Consider the following 17,435-nt stretch of genomic DNA (forward strand, 5'->3'; position numbering starts at 1 on the left):
GCCATCGTGATTTCGAGAAGACAGTTCCTTGCCGCGGCGCTGGCCGCGCCGGCATTGCCGGGGATGCCGGCGCGCGCGGACAGCGGCGCCACGGCATGGCCGCGCCATCCGGTACGGCTGGTGGTGACCTTCCCGCCGGGCGGGTCCAGCGACATCGTGGCGCGGCTGCTGGCACCGGTGCTGCAGGAAAAGCTGGGGCAGCCATTCGTGACCGACAACCGGCCGGGGGCGGGATCGACGATTGGCGCGGCAGCGGTCGCCGCGGCACCCAATGACGGCTACACGCTGCTGATGTCGAACTCGGCGGCGCTGAGCATCTCGCCGTTCCTGCTCAGGCGGCCCGCCTACGACCCGGTACGCAGCTTCACGCACGTGCATTACATCGGCGCGGTGCCGACGGTCTTTGCCGTGCATCCGTCGGTGCCGGCGCGCAACCTCGCGGAGCTGGCGGCGTGGATCCGCGCGCAGCGCGACCCCGTGCCGTTCGGCAGTGGCGGGGCGGCGTCGGTGGCGCATATCGTCGGCGAGCTGTTTGGCCAGCAGGCGGGGTTACGGCTGACGCACGTGCCATACAAGGGCGCGGGTCCGATGCGCGCCGACCTGCTCGGCGGACAGATCCCGTTTGCGGTGGATGCCCTGCCGCAGAACCTGCCATTGCTGCAGTCCGGCGCCTTGCGCCTGCTGGCGGTGACCTCGGCGCAACGCGTGCCGCAGGCGCCCCAGCTGCCCACCGTGGCGCAAGCCGGCTATCCCGGCCTGGTGGCCGAAAACTTCGTCGGCGTCTCCGCGCCGGCCAACCTGCCCGAGGACATCGTGCAACGCTTGCATCAACAACTGCAGGTCATCCTGCAACAACCGGCCCTGCGCGGCCGCCTGGAGGCCCAGGGCTTTGTGCTGGCCGAGCGCCGGCCCGATGAGTTCGCCGCCTACGTACGCCAGCAGGCGCAGGCCTGGGGTCCTGTGGTCGCGGCAACCGGGGCGACGCTGTCATGAGCGCGCGCATCCAGGTAGTGCTGTTCGGACCCGAAGGACGCGGCAGCTTCAACGAAGCCGGGCATGTCGGCGCCATGCGCGCACGCAATGCCGGCCACGACTTGGCGGTGACGTGGATTGCCGATCCGGATCCACAGGCGCGTGCCGCAGCGCTGCTGGCGCTGTGCGAGACCGGTCCGGACCTGATCGTTGCGCATGGCGGACAGGGGGACTATCCCGTTTCGGTTGCCGCGGCTCGCCATCCCGCCCGGCGCTTCGTGGTCACGCAGGGCAGCGTGCTGTGCGCCAACACCGCGAGCTATGCGGTGTTGCAGGAACAGTCCGCCTTCCTTGCGGGCGTGCTGGCGGCGATGGATTCGCGCACCGGCGTGGTTGCCCATTTGTCGGGCGAGAAGGTGTGCCCCGGGCTGAAGGGGCGCGCGGCGTTTCTCCATGGCGTGCGCAGCGTGGTGCCTGGCCTGCCGGCACTCACGACCTTCTGCGGCAACCAGCACGATCCGGCATTGGCCGGCGGCGCGGTTGCCGCGCAGGCCCGCGCCGGCGCCGATATCGTATTTGCGATGATCGACGGTGGCCGCGACGGTGCCATCGCCGCCTGCCGTGCCGCGGGCATCCGCCAGATCGGCAACGTGCTCGACTGGACCAGCAGGCATCCCGATGTCTTCCTGGCTTCCGCGGTGGCCGACAGCGGCCTGTGCGTCGAGCTGGCGATCGGGGATTTCAAGCGTGACCGGATCGCATGGGGAACCACCCAAAGCTTCGGGCTGGAAGCGCCGGCGGCCGTCCGGCTCGCCCTGGGCCGTGATGTCAGCACGGCCGCGCGCGCGGCAATCGACCACTGGAGCCAGCGCTTGCTCGATGGCGGCGTGGCCGTGGCGGAGGGCTATGACGGGCCCGAGTTTGCTGTGGGCGATGCGCCTGCGGTTGCATAGCCGCCGCCGGACGGGAGGCACGGCAGCATCATGCCAGCACCGGCATGCCGGCCTCCCGTTCCCACTCCACGCAATTCCTGCCCTTGTTCTTGGCCGCATACAACACGTTGTCCACGCGCATCAGCAGTGCTTCCAGGTCTTCGCCGGGCCGCAGTGTGGCCACGCCAAAGCTGGCGGTCACCGAGTGCATGCCCGGCAGCACGTCCATTTCCGAGCTCTCCAGCGTCTGGCGCAACCGTTCGGCCAGGTGCAAGGCTGCATCGGGCGGGGTATCGGGCAACAGCACGACGAACTCCTCGCCGCCCAGGCGCGCGGCGATATCGCGCCGGCGGACGCCGGCGGCGATGATCCGGCCGATTTGCGCCAGCACCGCGTCGCCGGCGCTGTGGCCGTAGTTGTCGTTGATGAACTTGAAGAAGTCGAGGTCGCAAAGCAGCACACTCAGCGGCTTGCCCTGAGGTGGCGGGATTTCGCGCGCGGCCAGCGCCTCCAGGCTGCGGCGCGTGTGCAGCTGCGTCAGCGGATCGGTGTCGCGTTCATGCCGCAGGCCGTCGATCACGTCCTGCATGGCTGCCGCCAGCAGCGCCAGCGCCAGCGTGAGCAGCAGCAATGCCAGCGTGACCTGCAGCCACAGCCAATAGGCCGAGCGGGTGAAGGCGGCAGCGTCCTGTCCGGTGGCCGGAGCAATGGTCAGTACCGTGCGCGGCAGGAAATGGAGGGCAAACAACAGGAAGACCCAGAACAGCACCCGGTCTGCGGTGCTGCCCGTGCGCAGGCGGGCAAGCGGCGCGATCCCCAGCAGCAGGATCAGCGCGATGCCGATATTCAGGATGTAAATGCGGGCGACCAGCTGGGGCTGCACGAAATCAAACCAGGCAAGCGCCGCAAACAGGGCCAGCGGCAGCGACACCAGCGCGCAGGTATCGACGCGCGCGCCGATGCGCGCCAGCATGCCACGCAGCATCAGCACGGCACTGCCCAGGTAGAGCGCACCGGTGACCGTGGCGTTGCCGCCGCCGTTGCGCGGCACCCAGACGATCTGCAGGGCGACGGCAAGCGCGTACAGCAAATAGCAGGCACCGAGCTGCAGCAGATAGTGCCGCGTGCGCTCATGGTTCCAGGCCAGCAGGAAGCAGAGCGAAAGCAGGATGGCAATGGCGGGATTGACCAGGGCCAGGAATTGACCAGCATCGTGCAACACGGAGAGTCCCCTGTTTTTATGGTTCTCTGGCAGGGACGGGTGCCCGCGTGCGAAGCGCCGTGAACAGGGCGTGAGCCAGGGAACATAGCGGGCGGTGCGCGCCCGCAGCGGCGGGGCCGCGGGGCCACGGCCCGCTGACAGACTGCGTAGCGGCCGCCCGTAACAAATTGTTTCTGTCAGGACCCATTCTAGTCTTGGGTGACGTTAGCGGCTCCCCCCCAATGGGCGCCAGCCCGCAAACAATTGTGAACAATCTGCCAAGCCGAATGCATCATCAGTCATATGAAGCGTCGTCGCCATGGATGGCGGATGCCGCAGTTGTCCGTATTTGTGACTAATCTGGTAGATGCTGTCCGGATCCTCCGGCAGTTCGGTTTTCCCGTACGCAAGGAGATCACGATGAAGACCAAGAAAGCGATGCCGGCGCTGTTGCTGGCGGCAAGCGTGCTGGCGGCGCCGTTTGCGATGGCGCAGGGCGGTGCCAAGTCCAAGCCCAAGCCGATGACGGATCCCATGGCCGCCTCCGCGCCGGCGGCGCAGAACTCGCCCTATATGCAGGTGCAGCAGTGGAAGAAGGGTGACCGGCTGCCCACCGAGTTCAGGGACCGCCAGTATGTGATCGACGACTACAAGCAATACAACCTGCCCGCGCCGCGCAAGGGCACGCGCTGGGTCGGGATTGGCGCGGAATATTACCTGGTGGCGCCCAACGGCGTGGTCCAGCAGGTCGGATCGGGTTCCTGACCCAGCCTGCTGCGGCGACGACCGCGGGAAAAGAAACAAAGCCGCCACGCGGGGCGCGTGGCGGCTCTTTCTTTTGCGATCGGTCTCAGATCCCCAGGATCTTCTTCGCTTCGAGCAACGATTTCATCGCTTCGTCATGCTTGCCGGCCTTGTGATAGGCCTCGCCGTCGGCGCGCAGCTTGGCAACCTTGGCGGAATCCTCTGGCGACAGCGCCGGCCTGGTCGACAGTTTGGCGTCGATGGCCTTCATCTCATTGGGGCAGTTATGGGCGAGCGCCAGGCCGGGGGCGCCGGCCAGCAGCAGTGCCATAAGGACAAGAACATATTTGCGCACGATGGCCTCCACGAAGACGCTGTTGGGATTTCCAGCATAGTCCATCGCCGCGCCGTCCCGCACCTGGCCGGGTGCGGCATGAATCGGCTGGTTTTGCCGGTGATGCGCATATCCCCCCACGAAGGGGTAAATGGCGATTATTCGTTTCGCTTTTGAACAACCCGGAGTCACGCCGTCTCATCCGGAACTCAACCATTTGGGCGAGATATTGCCGGTATTTTCTGGTCGCGCCGACACGCACGGATGCGGTCGCATGATGCTTGAATCCGCCTGCTCTGAATTGGGCCGGGCAGCCTTCGTGTCACCGCCAGGCGCGGCAATCCGGGTATTTTCATAAGCATTATCCCGAGTCACCTGAATTTTAAACGGGCGTTGGCGCTATTGAAGCGGGAGCAGTTTTCCGATGCTCCGGGAACGCGCTTCATTAATGAAACAGCCCGTGCGAATGCACGATTTATCGGAATCGCCGCGATCTCTAGATTGGGCTCACCCGGCACGGATCCGGGCATGCCGTTAATGAGAAACCGGGGGGCTTCCATCGTGCAACACATTGACCTGAGACTTGCGGCGATCCCGCTCGCCTGCCTCGCCATCCTGCTCGCCGGTTGCGGTGGCGGTGGCGGCGATTCCGCGCCGGCCAACGCTGCGCCATCCGCCAGTGTGGCCGGCCCGGCCGGCGCGAACGGCAAGACCATCCTGTCCGGCACCAATGCGCCCACGGCGGACGCTGGCACGGACGGCGACTTCTACCTCAATGCCACGACCTCGACGCTCTACGGGCCCAAGGCTGGCGGGGCCTGGCCTGCCGGCGTGTCGCTGGTCGGCCCGCAGGGCGTAGCCGGCGCGCCCGGCGCCGTGCTGCTGCACGGCGCGGCAGATCCCACCGCTGCCGATGGCGGCGAAGGCAGCTTCTACCTCAATACGACCACCAACACGCTGTTCGGCCCGAAGACGGCGGAAGGCTGGCCGGCCGGGGTCTCCGTGGTCGGCCTGACCGGTCCGGTCGGGCCGGCGGGTCCGGCCGGGTCCGACGGCGCGGCCGGGGCGCAAGGTCCGCAGGGCGAAAAGGGCGAAAAGGGTGATACCGGCGAGACTGGCGCCACCGGCCCCCAGGGCCAGCAAGGAGAGGCAGGCGGGAATGGCGGCGCCGGAGCGACGATCTACACGGCCAACTTCGCTGTGTACAACTCGCCGGATGGCAATGGCACCTATGTCATGACCGGCACCGGGCTGGACCGCCAAAGTATCGATCCGAATTTCGGCGCGGTGATGCCGGTGGGCTGCAGCGGCGGCCTGACCCTGAACGCGAGCCTGGCAGGCGCCGTGCCCGATGACGAAGTCAAGTACACCCTGGCGGCATACCGTGTCGCCAGCGGCGCGGCGCTGGAAACGATCGCCCCGCTTGCCATCACCGACGCGTCCGCCTGCTCGCTCGGAGCCACCGTGCGGACCTGCTCGGCGCCGGCCACGACGACGGTGGCGGCTAACGACATTGTCCAGGTGCAGGTCAGTGGCAACCGCAACTTCAAATGGGGCGGCGCGCTGTACGTCAGTCTTTCCTGCAAGAGCAGCAGCTGATCCATGCGGCGGCCACCCGGCCGCCACCAACCCTCTGCCAGGGCTACGAGCACGGCCGCGCGCCAGCCGCACCCCGCTCCCTGGTTTTCCTGAACGCCTTCCAGTGCTATTTTGGAGGGCGCTTTTTTTTCCCGCGCTGTTCCCGATCCTCCCGGACACCGACCAGGCTCTGCCGCTGCGCATGGAAACCTCCGCCGAACACTATTCGCTGGCCCTGCTGTGCGCCGCGGTGCTGACCGTGACCGTGGTCGGCATCCACTACGAGGCGCTGCGGCTGCTGTCGGCGATACATCCCCGGCGCTGGAGCGGGCGCATGAACATCGGCGTGCTGATCGTCTGCATCATCGTGGTCCATTGCCTGGAAGCGCTGGTGTTTGCGCTGGGCTTCTGGTTCGCCGACCACGTGCTGGGCCTGGGCGGGCTGACCGCGATGGGCAGTGCCGGCGTGTCCGGCGTGCACACGCAACCAGGCGCGCTGGTCTACGCCTACTTTGCGCTGGAGACCTTCACCACGCAGAGCCTGGGCGACATCGTCCCGGTGGGCGCCAGCCGCCTGATCGCCAGCATCGAGCCGCTGGTCGGCCTGATCCTGATCGGCTGGTCCACCTCGTTCACCTATGTGATGATGCGCCGCGACTGGGAGCTTGAGCGCGACGAAGGAGGCGGGCGCCGCGCTCCCTAGCGGAATCACCGCTCATGTGACCCCACCACGGGCCGCGCTCAGCGGCGGCCCGGCAACGGAAGGAGGACGACCTGACATGGCAAGACTGGTGATGATCCTGCTGGGCGTGGACTACCTGCGCACGCGCTGGCGCGGCCTGCTGCGGCTGGGCTGCCTGAGCGTGCTGCTGGGGGTGGCCATGTTTGTCGATGCGCTGGACAACGCCATCTATTTCCCGATGACGCCGTTCGCGGTGGTGTTGCTGCTCGAAGGGCTGGCAACGCTGGTGGTGGCGCGCACCGGCATCGGCGGGCAGCGCACGCTGCGGCAGGTCAAGGGTGTGTCGTTCTGCTTTGCCGCGGTGCTGATCCTGGCCGGCCATCATCACGGCAACTTCGTGCTGTCGATGATTTTCGGCACGCTGTTCCTGGCCGACGGGCTGCTGCAGATCGTCTCGGCCCGCGTGGTACGGTTCCGCACCTGGCGCCTGGCGGTAGCCGTCGGCATGTTCGAGATCGCGCTGGCCATCTTCTTCTACCAGCCGTACCCGACCCACTATGTGGGCACCGTGCCCTATTGCCTGGCCCTGGGGCTGATCTTCGGCGGCTGGAACATGCTGCTGCTGGCCTCACGCCTGCGCCGGCTGGACCACAACCCCGGCATGGACGAAGCCGATGCCAAACCGGCCGCTCCCGCCGCCGCCGCCCCGGCAACCGATACGGCTGCTGCTGCCGATGCACCCGACATGACCCTCTGGGACGGCCCGCCCGAGCCCGGCGAGCATGTGCTGACCGTGCATGTCTGGACCCCGGTCGGGTCCGCCCGCGGCGAAGCGCGCCGCCAGCCGCTGGTCGACCGCTATATCGCCGCGGTGGACTGCGACGGCGTGATCTCCACCGGCCATGCCGCGCTGGAATCGCCCGAGGGTATCTATATCAGCCTGTACCCGGCCGAGGAAATCGACCGCTCGCCAGACGAATTCACCCGCATCCTGCGCGCCACCCGCGAAAACGACGTGGGCGGCAAGTTCCAGCCGGATTACCAGACCGAATCGCGCGCCTGGTGCCCGTCGACGGTGCAGGTGCGCATCCGCAACTATGACCCCGAGCGCCTGGGCCGCTTCTGGAGCGCCTACCGCCAGAACACCACCTACAACCTGACCGACCGCAACTGTTCCAGCACCGTCTCGCACGCGCTGGAAGCGGCGCTGGAAGGCGCGTCGGCCCGGGTCTGGCGTCAGGCCCGGGGCTGGCGGCCGCTCTGGCGCCTGCTGACCACGCCAGAATTGTGGGTGGCGGCGCAGATCCGCAAGCGCGCCAAGACCATGGCCTGGACGCCCGGCCTGACGCTGGACTACGCACGCGCGCTCAGCATGCTGGCCGATCCGCGGCCGTCCGGCTGGGCCAGCATGACCCGGATGGCGCTGGGGCAGATGCGGCGCCAGCGCCGGGGCTGGCGCGAGGCCGCGCGCACCCGGGCAGACAAGGAGGGCAGCGGAGCCGTCGCAGGTGGCATCGACGCCGCAAATGCTGAAAATGCCGGTAATGTCAGGCAGGCCGCGAACGATTAAGCTGGCAGCCTTTGCATAAATTCATCCAGCCACAGGAGAGAAGTCATCATGCCGAGCCAGCGAACCCTGATCCGCATTGCCGCCATCGCTGCCCTGGCGATGGCCTGCAGCGCGCATGCGCAGAGGCCGGACGGGGACAGTGCCGCCGCCGCGGCCATCAACGAAGCGGTGCAGCAGGGCACCACGCCCTACCGTCCCGACCCGGCGGCAACGCCGGGCAGCATCCAGTCGGACGAATGCCGCGCCCTGGCCGCGCAGATTGCCGAAGCGCCCAAGCGCGAATACCGCGCCACCCAGCCAGCCATCGAGACCGCCCAGGGCCGCATGATCCCGGAACTGGAGCGTGACCGGCCGAAGAAGTCGCTGCAGCAGGCGTACCGGGAGAAGTGCTCGCAGTAAGCCGCGCGCGGTCGGCCGCAGCCGGCAATACACCGCGGGCGGCACCACAGTCGCCCGCTGCCTTTTCCGCCTTTTCCTTCCCCAGGCCGTTCCGGCCCGTCCTCCCAACACAGATCGTTCGTCATGCACCTGCGCGGCGCATGGCTGCCCCATAGCTACGCAACCGCCTGCCGCCGGACGCGTCTGTTTCACCACGCCGGGTAAAAATACATATGTTTCATGGTTATCCATGATGGAACACTTGTTGCTCTTTGCCTAGCATTCCGGTGCAAAGGCGCATCGCGTGAACGCTACCCAAGGAGAGCCTGGTATGAAAGCAGCACAAGTCACCTGTCCGCGCAGTTCGCAGCGTCCCCTGGCGGAGCCACTTGCCGCCGCCGTACTGGCGTTATTCGCGGGCACGGCGGGTGCTGCCGACGTGGCGGCCAGCCCGACGCTCAGCAAGGTCAAGTCGTCGGGCACGATCGCCATCGGCCACCGCACCTCGTCGATCCCGTTTTCGTACTACGACGCCAACCAGAAGGTGATCGGCTTCTCGCAGGACATCTGTGATCGCGTCATCGATGCAGTGAAGCGCGAGACCGGCGTGCCCGGCCTGCAGGTGCGCATGGTGCCGGTGACCTCGCAGAACCGGATCTCGCTGGTGCAGAACGGCACCGTGGACCTGGAATGCGGCGTCACCACCAACCTGAAGTCGCGCCAGCAGCAGGTGGCGTTCTCGACCACCTTCTTTGTTGCGGGCACGCGCTTGCTGGTGAAGAAGGGCAGTCCGGTGCGCGACTTCGCCGACCTGTCGGGCAAGGCGGTGGTGACCAACGCCGGCACCACCTCCGAGCGCATCCTGCGCCGGCTCAACGACGAGAAGCAGGCCAATATCACCGTCCAGAGCGCCAAGGACTATGGCGAGTCATTCCTGATCCTGCAGTCCGGGCGGGTGGCGGCATTCATGATGGACGACGTGCTGTTGTCCGGCGCGCGCACGCTGGCGCCCAATCCCGCGGAGTGGGCGGTGGTGGGTACGCCGCAGTCATTCGAGGCCTACGCGTTCATGATGCGCAAGGACGACCCTGGCTTCAAGCAGATGGTCGACGGTGCCATCACGGGGCTGATCCGCAGCGGCGAGATCAACAAGCTCTACGCCAGATGGTTTGCCGCACCGGTGCCGCCCAAGCACGTGAACTTCGAGCTGCCGATGAGCGAACCGCTGAAGAAGGCCTACGCCAACCCCAACGACGAGGCCTTCGATTAAGCGCGGCGGGCCGGCTCAGCCGCGTCCGGCCGCCACATAGGCGCCGGTGCGGTGCAGTTCGCCCTCGGCCTGCTCCAGCGCGCGGATTGCGCCCTTGCCCTTGCGTGCAAGCAGTTGCTCGACCAGGGCCTCGACCATGGCCACGCCGGCGGTGACGGACGGGAAGAACGATGGGCTTTCCACCGAGAACAGCAGCGTGCAGTCTGCCGCCAGCGCGATCGGCGCGACCGTGCTGTCGGTCAGCGCGATCACCTTGCAGCCGCACTCGCGCGCGGCCGCGGCGACCCGGATGCTTTCCTGCGAGTAGGGGGCAAAGCTGACCACCAGCACCGCATCCTTGGGCGCCAGGCCGCGCAGCTCCATCTCCAGCGTGCCGGCATCGGCGCGGATCAGGTGCACGGTGCTGCGGAACAGCCGGTAGACATAGTGGAAGGTGAACGCGATCGGGAAGCACGAGCGGAAACCCGCCACATGCACGCACGCCGCATGCGACAACAGTTCTGCCGCTTGCTGCAGCGTCTTCTCATTGTTGGCGGCGATCATGTCGAGGTTGTGGTGCTGCGCGTCCAGCATCTCGCCCAGCATGCGGCTGGCGCTGCTTTCACGCACCACCTTGCGCGCGCGGCGCGCGTACGGCTGGCTGCCGCCGCGCAGCGCATCAACGAACAACTCACGCAGCCCCTGCCAGCCCTCGAAGCCGAGATGCTGCGACAGCCGCACCAGGGTGGCAGGCTGCACCCCGGCACTGGCCGCGATCTTGCGCATCGACAGCACCGCCACGTCCTGCGGATGGTCGAGCAGGTAGCGCGCCCCGCCCTGGAACTGCGTGCTGAGGGTGGGGAAGTTGCTGCGCAGCAGCGCCATCAGGGCGTCCAGGTCCTGCGGCGGCGCTTGCGGCGATGGGGTGGGGCTGTCGGGCGGCATGGGCATTCCGGATTCGGTGTTTGTAACGATTGTTGCACAGGTGCACCCGGGCGCGCATCGGGCCAGTCGAACCAGGGCGGGTCAGGGTTCCCCCTCACTGCCGGATAACGTCTGCCGCATGCCTTGGCTGTATGCCCTGTGCAGATCCCGTAACGCCACTGTCTGTTCGCTACAACGCCGGCCAGCCGGCATCATATTTTCCTTACCCACTTGGCGGATCGTGACTTACACTCCGCGCCATAACCTCCGGAATTCGGTCAACCGGAACATAATTGGTATCGGAGCGCGAGCATGGGACATAGAAGCCCGGCAGTGCGACACGGCGGGAGGGTCAACTCGTCGTTTCGGGTCATTGGGGAAGTTGGGGCAACCGGCAATCCATGCCGGGGCCGGCGCCTGCGCGGCGCCAGGGCAGCGCATGGCTTCACGCTGATCGAAGTGATGATCACGGTGGCGATCATTGCCATTCTTGCCGCCGTCGCCATTCCAAATTACAGCCGTCACGTCGTGCGCTCGCACCGGGCCGCAATCGAGTCCTTCATGCTGGAGGTCTCGGGCGCCCAGGAGCGCTACCTGGTCGACAACCGCGCCTACGCCGCCAATCTGGGCACGCTGGGCATGTCGGTACCGGCCGCGCAGGCAACGCGCTACGACGTCGCCGTGACGCCAAACGCGGCGCCGCCGCCCGGCTACAGCATCGTGGCCACGCCCAAGGGCAGCCAGGTTGCCGGCGACGCCGACTGCGGCTCGCTGACGCTGACCAGTGCCGGCGCGAAATCCGCGTCTGGTTCAGGCACCGACTGCTGGAACTGACCATGCGGCGCGCCACGTTCACGCCGTCTTCGCCCGGCCGGCCCACCCGCCGCGGCTTCACCCTGGTCGAACTGCTGTGCGCCATGTCGGTGCTGGCGATCCTGGCGGTCGTGGCGGCGCCGTCGTTCTCTTCACTGATCGCCAACCAGCGCGTGCGCGGCGCCTCGCTTGACCTGACCTCGGCGCTGCTGCTGGCGCGCAGCGAGGCGGTCAAGCGCAATGCCACGGTCACGCTGGCAGCCACCGGTGCCGCCTGGACCGCCGGCTGGGCGGTCACCGCAGGCCCCGAGACGGTGCGCAGCTTCGGGCCCTACGGCGGCCTGACCATCACGCCCAGCGCTGCCGGGGCCCTTGCGCTTGGCAACGACGGCCGGCTCACGGGCGCGGCCATGACTTTCGAAGTGGCACCCAACGGCGATACGGCAGCGGCGTCGCGCGTCTGCGTGCAGGTCAGCGAGACTGGCCGCGTCGCCTCCGCCACGGGAGCCTGCTCATGAAGCACAGAACCCCGCGGCTGCGGCCGCGCATGCCTGGCCGCCGCACGCAGGGCGGCTTCCTGCTGATCGAGGTGCTGGTGGCGGTGGTGATCCTGCTGGTCGCGCTGCTTGGCACCGCCGGGCTAGTGGCGCGCTCGGGGCAGACCGAGATGGAGTCCTACCAGCGCGTGCAGGCGCTGGCGCTGCTGCAGGACATGGTTGCGCGCCTCAACGCCAACCGCCAGGTGGCATCGTGCTATGCCAACGGCGCGACCGGCATGCAGCTGGGCAGCGCGGCGGCGCCGCCGGCGGCGTGCACGCAGGGCACCGCCGCGCAGAAAGCTACCGCCGATGCGGACCTGCAGGCCTGGAACACGGCGCTGCTGGGTAGTGCCGAGAAGCGCCCGGGGGCCAGCGCCGCTGATGCCGCTCAGGCCGTCGGCGCCATGATCGGCGCGCGCGGCTGCATCGAGACCGTGGACGCCGTCAACAATATCTACCGCATCACCGTGGCCTGGCAGGGCCTGGCCACCACCGGCGCGCCCGCGCTGGGCTGCGGCAAGGACCAGTACGGCAACGATGCCTATCGCCGCGCGGTCAGCACGCAGATCCGCGTCGGCACCCTCGGAACCGTGTCATGAGCCCCCTGCGCCTGTCCGCGCGCCGCCAGCGCGGCATTTCGCTGATCGAGCTGATGATCGGCATGACCATCGGCCTGGTGCTCCTGACCGCGCTGGCGAGCCTGTACTACGCCAACAGCCTGTCGCGTACAGAGTTTGTCAAGTCAGCCGAGCAGGTGGAGAACGGGCGCTACGCGTTGGACCAGATCCGGCGGGAAGTGGAGCTGGCGGGGTTCTTCGGCGCCGGCAGCATCGCGCGCGGCGCTACCGTGGCCGAGCCAGCGCTGTGCGCGGCAGACCCGGCGGCGCTGGGCTTCTCCGCGGCGGGTTTGACCGTGCCGCTGGCGCTGACGGGCTACGGCCCCGGGGTGGCGGCGGCATGCCTGCCTGACCTGGCGGCCACCTCCGAGGTGCTGGTGGTGCGGCGCGTATCGACCACGCCGGTGGCCGCACCCACGCCGGGCGTGCCTTATCTGCAGGTCTCGGCCTGCGCGCAGGATACCAACTCCTTCGTCTTCGACGCCAGCGCCGCGGCGGCCTTCGGCCTGCGCACCAAGGCCTGCGATTCCGCCCAGCCGGCCGCGCTGCGACAGGCCGTGGTGCGCGTGTTCTACCTGGCGGGCTGCGACCGCTGCAGCAACGGCGGCGACGGCATCCCCACGCTGAAGATGGCCGAGCTGGTGGGCGGCGCGTTCCAGTCGCGCTCGGTCGCGCAGGGCGTGCAGGACATGCACCTGCAGTACGGCGTGGACCTGGACAGCAACGGCTCGGCCGACTGCTACGTGGCCGACCCCGGCGCCAACAACGCCGCGGCCTGCGCCACCGTGCCGGGCTATGACTGGACCAACGCGCTCGCCAACTGGCGCAACGTCACCACCGTGCGCGTGAACCTGCTGGCGCGCACGCTGAAGCCCTCGGGCGGCCAGTCCGACAACCGCACCTACGACGTGGGCCGCGCCGCCGCCAGCGGTCCGTTCAACGACGGTTTCAAGCGCCATGTGTACGCCCAGGTGGCGCGGCTGGTCAACGTGGCCGGACTGCGCGAGCAATGACCTCACCCCGCAAAGAGCAAGCAATGATCAAGCAATCGGGTCGCCAACCGCAGGGCCGGCCACTGCGCCGCGGGCAGGACGGGGTCACGCTGGTCGTGACGCTGGTGTTTATGGTCCTGTTCCTGCTGATCGCCATGGCCATGGTCAATTCCGGGCTGGTCAACGTGAAAGTGGCCGCCAACCAGCAGCACACCGCCGAGGCGCGCGACGTGGCGCAGCAGGCGATCGAGCAGGTGATCAGCAACGATTTCACCAAGGCGCCGGCCGCGGTTGCGGTGCCGGTGGACGTCAGCGGCGACGGCAAGGCGGACTACGTGGCACAGGTGGCGCAGCCAGAGTGCGTGACAAGCAAGCCAATGAAGAACGTTGAGCTCGACCTGAGCGATGCCGACGACGTGTCTTGCCTGATCGGCAGCGGCGTGCAGAACACCGGGATCGTGACTGCAGGCAATAGCGGCGGCAATTCGCTGTGCAATGCCACGCAATGGGATGTGGCGGCCACTGTCAACGATGCCGCCAATACCGGCACCGTTGCAACCGTGCACCAGGGCGTGGCGGTGCGCATGCCGACCGGTTCGGCCTGTCCGTGACCGCGCAGGACACTACGACCTCTTCACCATCGATCGGACGGGAACCAGCATGACGACCAACGCCTGCCGGCAGCGCCGCCTTGCGGCTTTCGCAATCGCCCTGCTTACCTTTGCGGGCGTGAACCGCGCGCGCGCCGAGGACATCGACCTGTTCACCGGTCTGCAGACCAACGCCGGCACCAAGCCCAACGTGCTGCTGCTGCTGGACAACGCGTCCACCTGGAACGCCAGCACCACGATCAAGGGCTGCGACATTCCCGATGTGGTCAGCGCCAACAATGCCGGCACCGATGTCGGCGCGATCCAGTGCGCGCTGTACCGGGCGGTCAACACGCTCGTGACCAATCCGCAGCTCGCCGGCAACATCAACATGGGGTTGATGATGTTCGGCACCAGCACCAACACTGGCGGGATCTTCCGCTATCCGTCGGCGGCGCCCTATACGCTGCCGACCATGGATGCCACCAACGGTAACGCGTTCCTTCAGTACATCAAGAGCATCGACCGCCTGCGCGACAACTCGAACAACTCGCAGGTGGGCGGCGGCATGCAGGAGGCGTGGGCATTCTTCGCGGGTAAGAAGGGCTTGTCGGGCACGCAGTACAAGTCGCCGATCACCAACCCGTGCCAGAAGAATTTCGTCATCTACATCGCCAATGCGGTCAACAACGGCAAGCCGCAGGACACCGGCACGGATGCCAAGGATGCGCTGGTGGCGGCCGGGGCCAACGCGACGCAGCTGACCACGCTCAAGCTGAATCCGGCCGCCAACAAGTACGAGAGCAACTGGGGTGATGAATGGGCGCGGTTCATGTACCAGACGGACGTGAACGGCAATGTCGAGAACAACCAGAACATCATCACCTACACCATCGCCGTCACCGACGACGAGAACCCGGACTATGTCGAGTCGACCCGCAGCATGGGCGACAACGGCGGCGGCAAGCGCTACGTGGTGAAGCTGGGCGACGTGCAGGCGCTGGTCGATGCGCTGCTGCAGATCTTCAACGAGATGCAGGCCGTCAACAACGTGTTTTCGTCGGTGAGCCTGCCGGTCAGCGTGAACGGGCAGGGCTCGTACCTGAATCAGATCTACATCGGCATGTTTCGTCCTGACGCCACCGCGGCGCCGCGCTGGATGGGCAATCTGAAGCAATACAAGCTTGGCTACGACAGCAGCAAGCAGATTGTGGTGCTGGATGCGAATCCGAGCGGGCCCAACCAGCAGAGCGCGATCAGCAATGCCGGCACGGGCTTTATCTCGCCCAACGCCAAGAGCTTCTGGACCGCGGAGCCGCCGCTGGCGTTCAGCGGAAGCAGCTATTCCGGCAGTGCCGTCACCGGCTGGCCCGCCAAGGGCTTCTGGGTCAATAGCCCCTCGGGCGCGGCCGGGGCGCTGGACTCTGCGGACGGCGCCGCTGGCGTCACCGGTGGCGACGGCGAGATCGTCGAGAAGGGCGGCGCCGGCGAAATGCTGCGCGCGCAAATAGTCACCGACCAGGACGCGCGCAAGCTCTACACCTGCCCGTCGGGAGCGTGCACCACCAAGGCCCTGGCGTCGTTCGATACCGCCAACACCTGGCTGACCAACACCACCGGGCAGACGGCGCTGAACAGCAGCGCTGCCGACGTGAAGAACCTGATCAACTGGGTGCGCGGCCGCGACGTGCAGGCGCTGGGCGAGAGCACCGTGGCCGGCACGGAGCAGCAGAAGGGCCCCGGCGGTAGCGTCACGGTGCGCGGCTCGGTGCACGGTGATGTGTTGCACTCGCGCCCGGTGGTGATCAACTATGGCGGCACCACCGGCGTGGTGGTCTTCTACGGTGCCAACGACGGCGTCTTCCATGCGGTCAACGGCAACCAGACCACCGGCATCAACGGGGTGCGCCCCGGCGGGGAGCTGTGGGGCTTCGTGCCGCCGGAGTTCTATGGCAAGCTCGGCCGCCTCTACACCAACACGCCCGAGGTGCAGCTGAGCGGCTCGCCGACCGGCTCAGGCGCCAAACCGCGCGACTATTTCTTCGACGGCACCACCACGGTGTTCCAGGACCTGCGCGATCCGGCCAATCCGCGCGTGGTGATCTACCTGACCGCGCGGCGCGGCGGCAGGCTGGTCTATGCGCTGGACGTGACCAACCCGGTGGCGCCCGAGTTCCTTTGGAAGTCCGACAGCAACCAGATCGCCGAACTGGGCCAGACCTGGTCGCAGCCGCGCGTGATCCGGGTCAAGGGCTACACCAACCCCCTGGTGGTGATGGGCGCCGGCTACGACGCAGCCGAAGACGCCGAGCCGTCGCAGGGCGGCGGCGCGACGGGGCAGGGGCGCGGCGTGATCGTGTTCGATGCGCTCACGGGCACTGTGGTGCGGGCGTGGCTGGCCGATTGCACCGGCCTCGGCGCCACCATCTGCTCGGTACCCGCCGGCCTGAACCGCGCCATCCCGTCAGACGTCGCGGTGGTGGACCGCAACGGCGACGGTCTGATCGACAAGGGCTATGTCGGCGACATGGGCGGCAATGTCTGGCGGCTGGATTTCGAGACGGCTGCCGGCACGGGCCCGGCGGCCTGGACGCTGGGCAAGTTCGCCGCGCTGGGCGGCGCGCAGACCAGCAACGATGCGCGCAAGTTCATGTACCCACCAGATGTCATCACCACCGGCGCCTATGACGCGGTGATGATCGGCAGCGGCGACCGCGAGCATCCGCTATACACCACCAGCAACGCGGCGGGCCTGGCCTATAACGTCACCAACCGCTTCTACATGTTGAAGGACACCGCGCTCACCGGCGGGCTGCCTGCGACATGGACGCCGCTGACCGAGAGCAGCCTGTTCAACGCCACCGCCACGGTGTATGCCGACTCGGGTACCGGCAAGGGCTTCTACCTGACGCTGGGTACCGGCGAGAAGGTGGTTAACGCGCCGCTGACTGTGGCCGGCTACACCTACTTCGGCACCAATACCCCCAGCGTGCCCAAGTCAGGGGCCTGCTATCCGGACCTGGGTATCGCGAGGGGCTACGCGGTGTCGTTCCTGACGGGCAAGGGTCTTAACGACAACCGCTATGTCCAGTTCAACAATGGCGGCCTGCCGCCGTCGCCGGTGTTTGGCGTGGTGGCGGTGAGCGATGCCCAGGGCAACACCAGCAACGTGCCGGTGCTGATCGGCGGCGGCAACCAGAACGGGCCGGGCGGTGGCGACAATACCTCGTCGCTCGGTGCGCAGAAGATCTCGCCGCCGGGGATCGGCAAGCGCAAGCGCACCTACTGGTACACCCAGAGCGACAAGAAGTAGCCGGCCG

General features: G+C 67.5%; 17 protein-coding genes. 14 read left to right on the forward strand and 3 right to left on the reverse strand.

Annotation, left to right across the window (positions count from 1 at the left end; translation table 11 throughout):
* Positions 1–6 precede the first annotated feature (6 nt).
* Complete coding sequence (locus tag AC3WL8_RS08830) at positions 7–993, forward strand: Bug family tripartite tricarboxylate transporter substrate binding protein (RefSeq protein ID WP_013955491.1); 987 nt, start codon at positions 7–9, stop codon at positions 991–993.
* Positions 990–1,925: a BMP family ABC transporter substrate-binding protein gene (locus tag AC3WL8_RS08835; protein WP_492378154.1), complete on the forward strand. Its 936-nt coding sequence runs from the start codon at positions 990–992 to the stop codon at positions 1,923–1,925. Before AC3WL8_RS08830 ends, AC3WL8_RS08835 begins: the two co-directional genes overlap by 4 nt.
* Positions 1,926–1,953: 28 nt before the next feature.
* Here the strand turns inward: AC3WL8_RS08835 and AC3WL8_RS08840 are convergent, their stop codons facing one another.
* Positions 1,954–3,126 (reverse strand): GGDEF domain-containing protein, encoded by a 1,173-nt coding sequence (locus AC3WL8_RS08840; protein WP_211980678.1) that lies wholly within the window; start codon positions 3,124–3,126, stop codon positions 1,954–1,956.
* A 399-nt stretch (positions 3,127–3,525) separates the two neighbouring features.
* Between AC3WL8_RS08840 and AC3WL8_RS08845 the strand changes: the two genes are divergently transcribed.
* Positions 3,526–3,870: an RcnB family protein gene (locus AC3WL8_RS08845; protein WP_211980679.1), complete on the forward strand. Its 345-nt coding sequence runs from the start codon at positions 3,526–3,528 to the stop codon at positions 3,868–3,870.
* A gap of 85 nt (positions 3,871–3,955) precedes the next feature.
* Here the strand turns inward: AC3WL8_RS08845 and AC3WL8_RS08850 are convergent, their stop codons facing one another.
* A complete protein-coding gene (locus tag AC3WL8_RS08850; RefSeq protein ID WP_492378184.1) occupies positions 3,956–4,180 on the reverse strand; it encodes a PA2433 domain-containing protein in 225 nt (74 codons plus the stop codon).
* A gap of 564 nt (positions 4,181–4,744) precedes the next feature.
* On the opposite strand from AC3WL8_RS08850, the gene AC3WL8_RS08855 reads away from it, so the two are divergent.
* The 5 genes from AC3WL8_RS08855 to AC3WL8_RS08875 all read left to right on the forward strand — a co-directional run bounded on the left by AC3WL8_RS08855 (position 4,745) and on the right by AC3WL8_RS08875 (position 9,661).
* Entirely contained in the window at positions 4,745–5,782 is a 1,038-nt protein-coding gene (locus tag AC3WL8_RS08855; RefSeq protein ID WP_492378155.1) for a collagen-like protein, read from the forward strand.
* Positions 5,783–5,963: 181 nt separating this feature from the next.
* A complete protein-coding gene (locus AC3WL8_RS08860; protein WP_153953212.1) occupies positions 5,964–6,464 on the forward strand; it encodes a two pore domain potassium channel family protein in 501 nt (166 codons plus the stop codon).
* A 76-nt stretch (positions 6,465–6,540) separates the two neighbouring features.
* Positions 6,541–8,013, forward strand: a complete 1,473-nt coding sequence (locus AC3WL8_RS08865) for an HdeD family acid-resistance protein (RefSeq protein WP_492378156.1) — start codon at positions 6,541–6,543, stop codon at positions 8,011–8,013.
* Positions 8,014–8,061: 48 nt separating this feature from the next.
* Positions 8,062–8,412: a hypothetical protein gene (locus AC3WL8_RS08870; protein WP_013955499.1), complete on the forward strand. Its 351-nt coding sequence runs from the start codon at positions 8,062–8,064 to the stop codon at positions 8,410–8,412.
* 310 nt (positions 8,413–8,722) lie between these two features.
* The gene (locus AC3WL8_RS08875) at positions 8,723–9,661 is read left to right on the forward strand and encodes a glutamate/aspartate ABC transporter substrate-binding protein (RefSeq protein ID WP_492378157.1); all 939 of its coding nucleotides are present in this window, start codon (positions 8,723–8,725) and stop codon (positions 9,659–9,661) included.
* A 15-nt stretch (positions 9,662–9,676) separates the two neighbouring features.
* Here AC3WL8_RS08875 and AC3WL8_RS08880 read toward each other — a convergent pair whose 3' ends face one another.
* Positions 9,677–10,585 (reverse strand): MurR/RpiR family transcriptional regulator, encoded by a 909-nt coding sequence (locus AC3WL8_RS08880; RefSeq protein ID WP_492378158.1) that lies wholly within the window; start codon positions 10,583–10,585, stop codon positions 9,677–9,679.
* A gap of 291 nt (positions 10,586–10,876) precedes the next feature.
* Between AC3WL8_RS08880 and AC3WL8_RS08885 the strand changes: the two genes are divergently transcribed.
* Genes AC3WL8_RS08885 through AC3WL8_RS08910 form a run of 6 tightly spaced genes read left to right on the forward strand, consistent with a single transcriptional unit; the run spans position 10,877 to position 17,428 of the window.
* A complete protein-coding gene (locus tag AC3WL8_RS08885; RefSeq protein WP_211980684.1) occupies positions 10,877–11,398 on the forward strand; it encodes a type IV pilin protein in 522 nt (173 codons plus the stop codon).
* 2 nt (positions 11,399–11,400) lie between these two features.
* A complete protein-coding gene (locus AC3WL8_RS08890; RefSeq protein WP_492378159.1) occupies positions 11,401–11,895 on the forward strand; it encodes a GspH/FimT family pseudopilin in 495 nt (164 codons plus the stop codon).
* Positions 11,892–12,515 (forward strand): type IV pilus modification protein PilV, encoded by a 624-nt coding sequence (gene pilV / locus AC3WL8_RS08895; protein WP_211980686.1) that lies wholly within the window; start codon positions 11,892–11,894, stop codon positions 12,513–12,515. The genes AC3WL8_RS08890 and pilV overlap by 4 nt, the downstream gene beginning before the upstream one ends.
* Positions 12,512–13,546: a PilW family protein gene (locus AC3WL8_RS08900; RefSeq protein ID WP_492378160.1), complete on the forward strand. Its 1,035-nt coding sequence runs from the start codon at positions 12,512–12,514 to the stop codon at positions 13,544–13,546. The genes pilV and AC3WL8_RS08900 overlap by 4 nt, the downstream gene beginning before the upstream one ends.
* A 23-nt stretch (positions 13,547–13,569) precedes the next feature.
* Entirely contained in the window at positions 13,570–14,136 is a 567-nt protein-coding gene (locus tag AC3WL8_RS08905; protein WP_049800542.1) for a pilus assembly PilX family protein, read from the forward strand.
* Between the two features lie 49 nt (positions 14,137–14,185).
* Positions 14,186–17,428: a pilus assembly protein gene (locus tag AC3WL8_RS08910; RefSeq protein WP_492378161.1), complete on the forward strand. Its 3,243-nt coding sequence runs from the start codon at positions 14,186–14,188 to the stop codon at positions 17,426–17,428.
* Positions 17,429–17,435: the final 7 nt, after the last annotated feature.

It is taken from the genome of Cupriavidus sp. FW305-F7 (assembly GCF_058782875.1).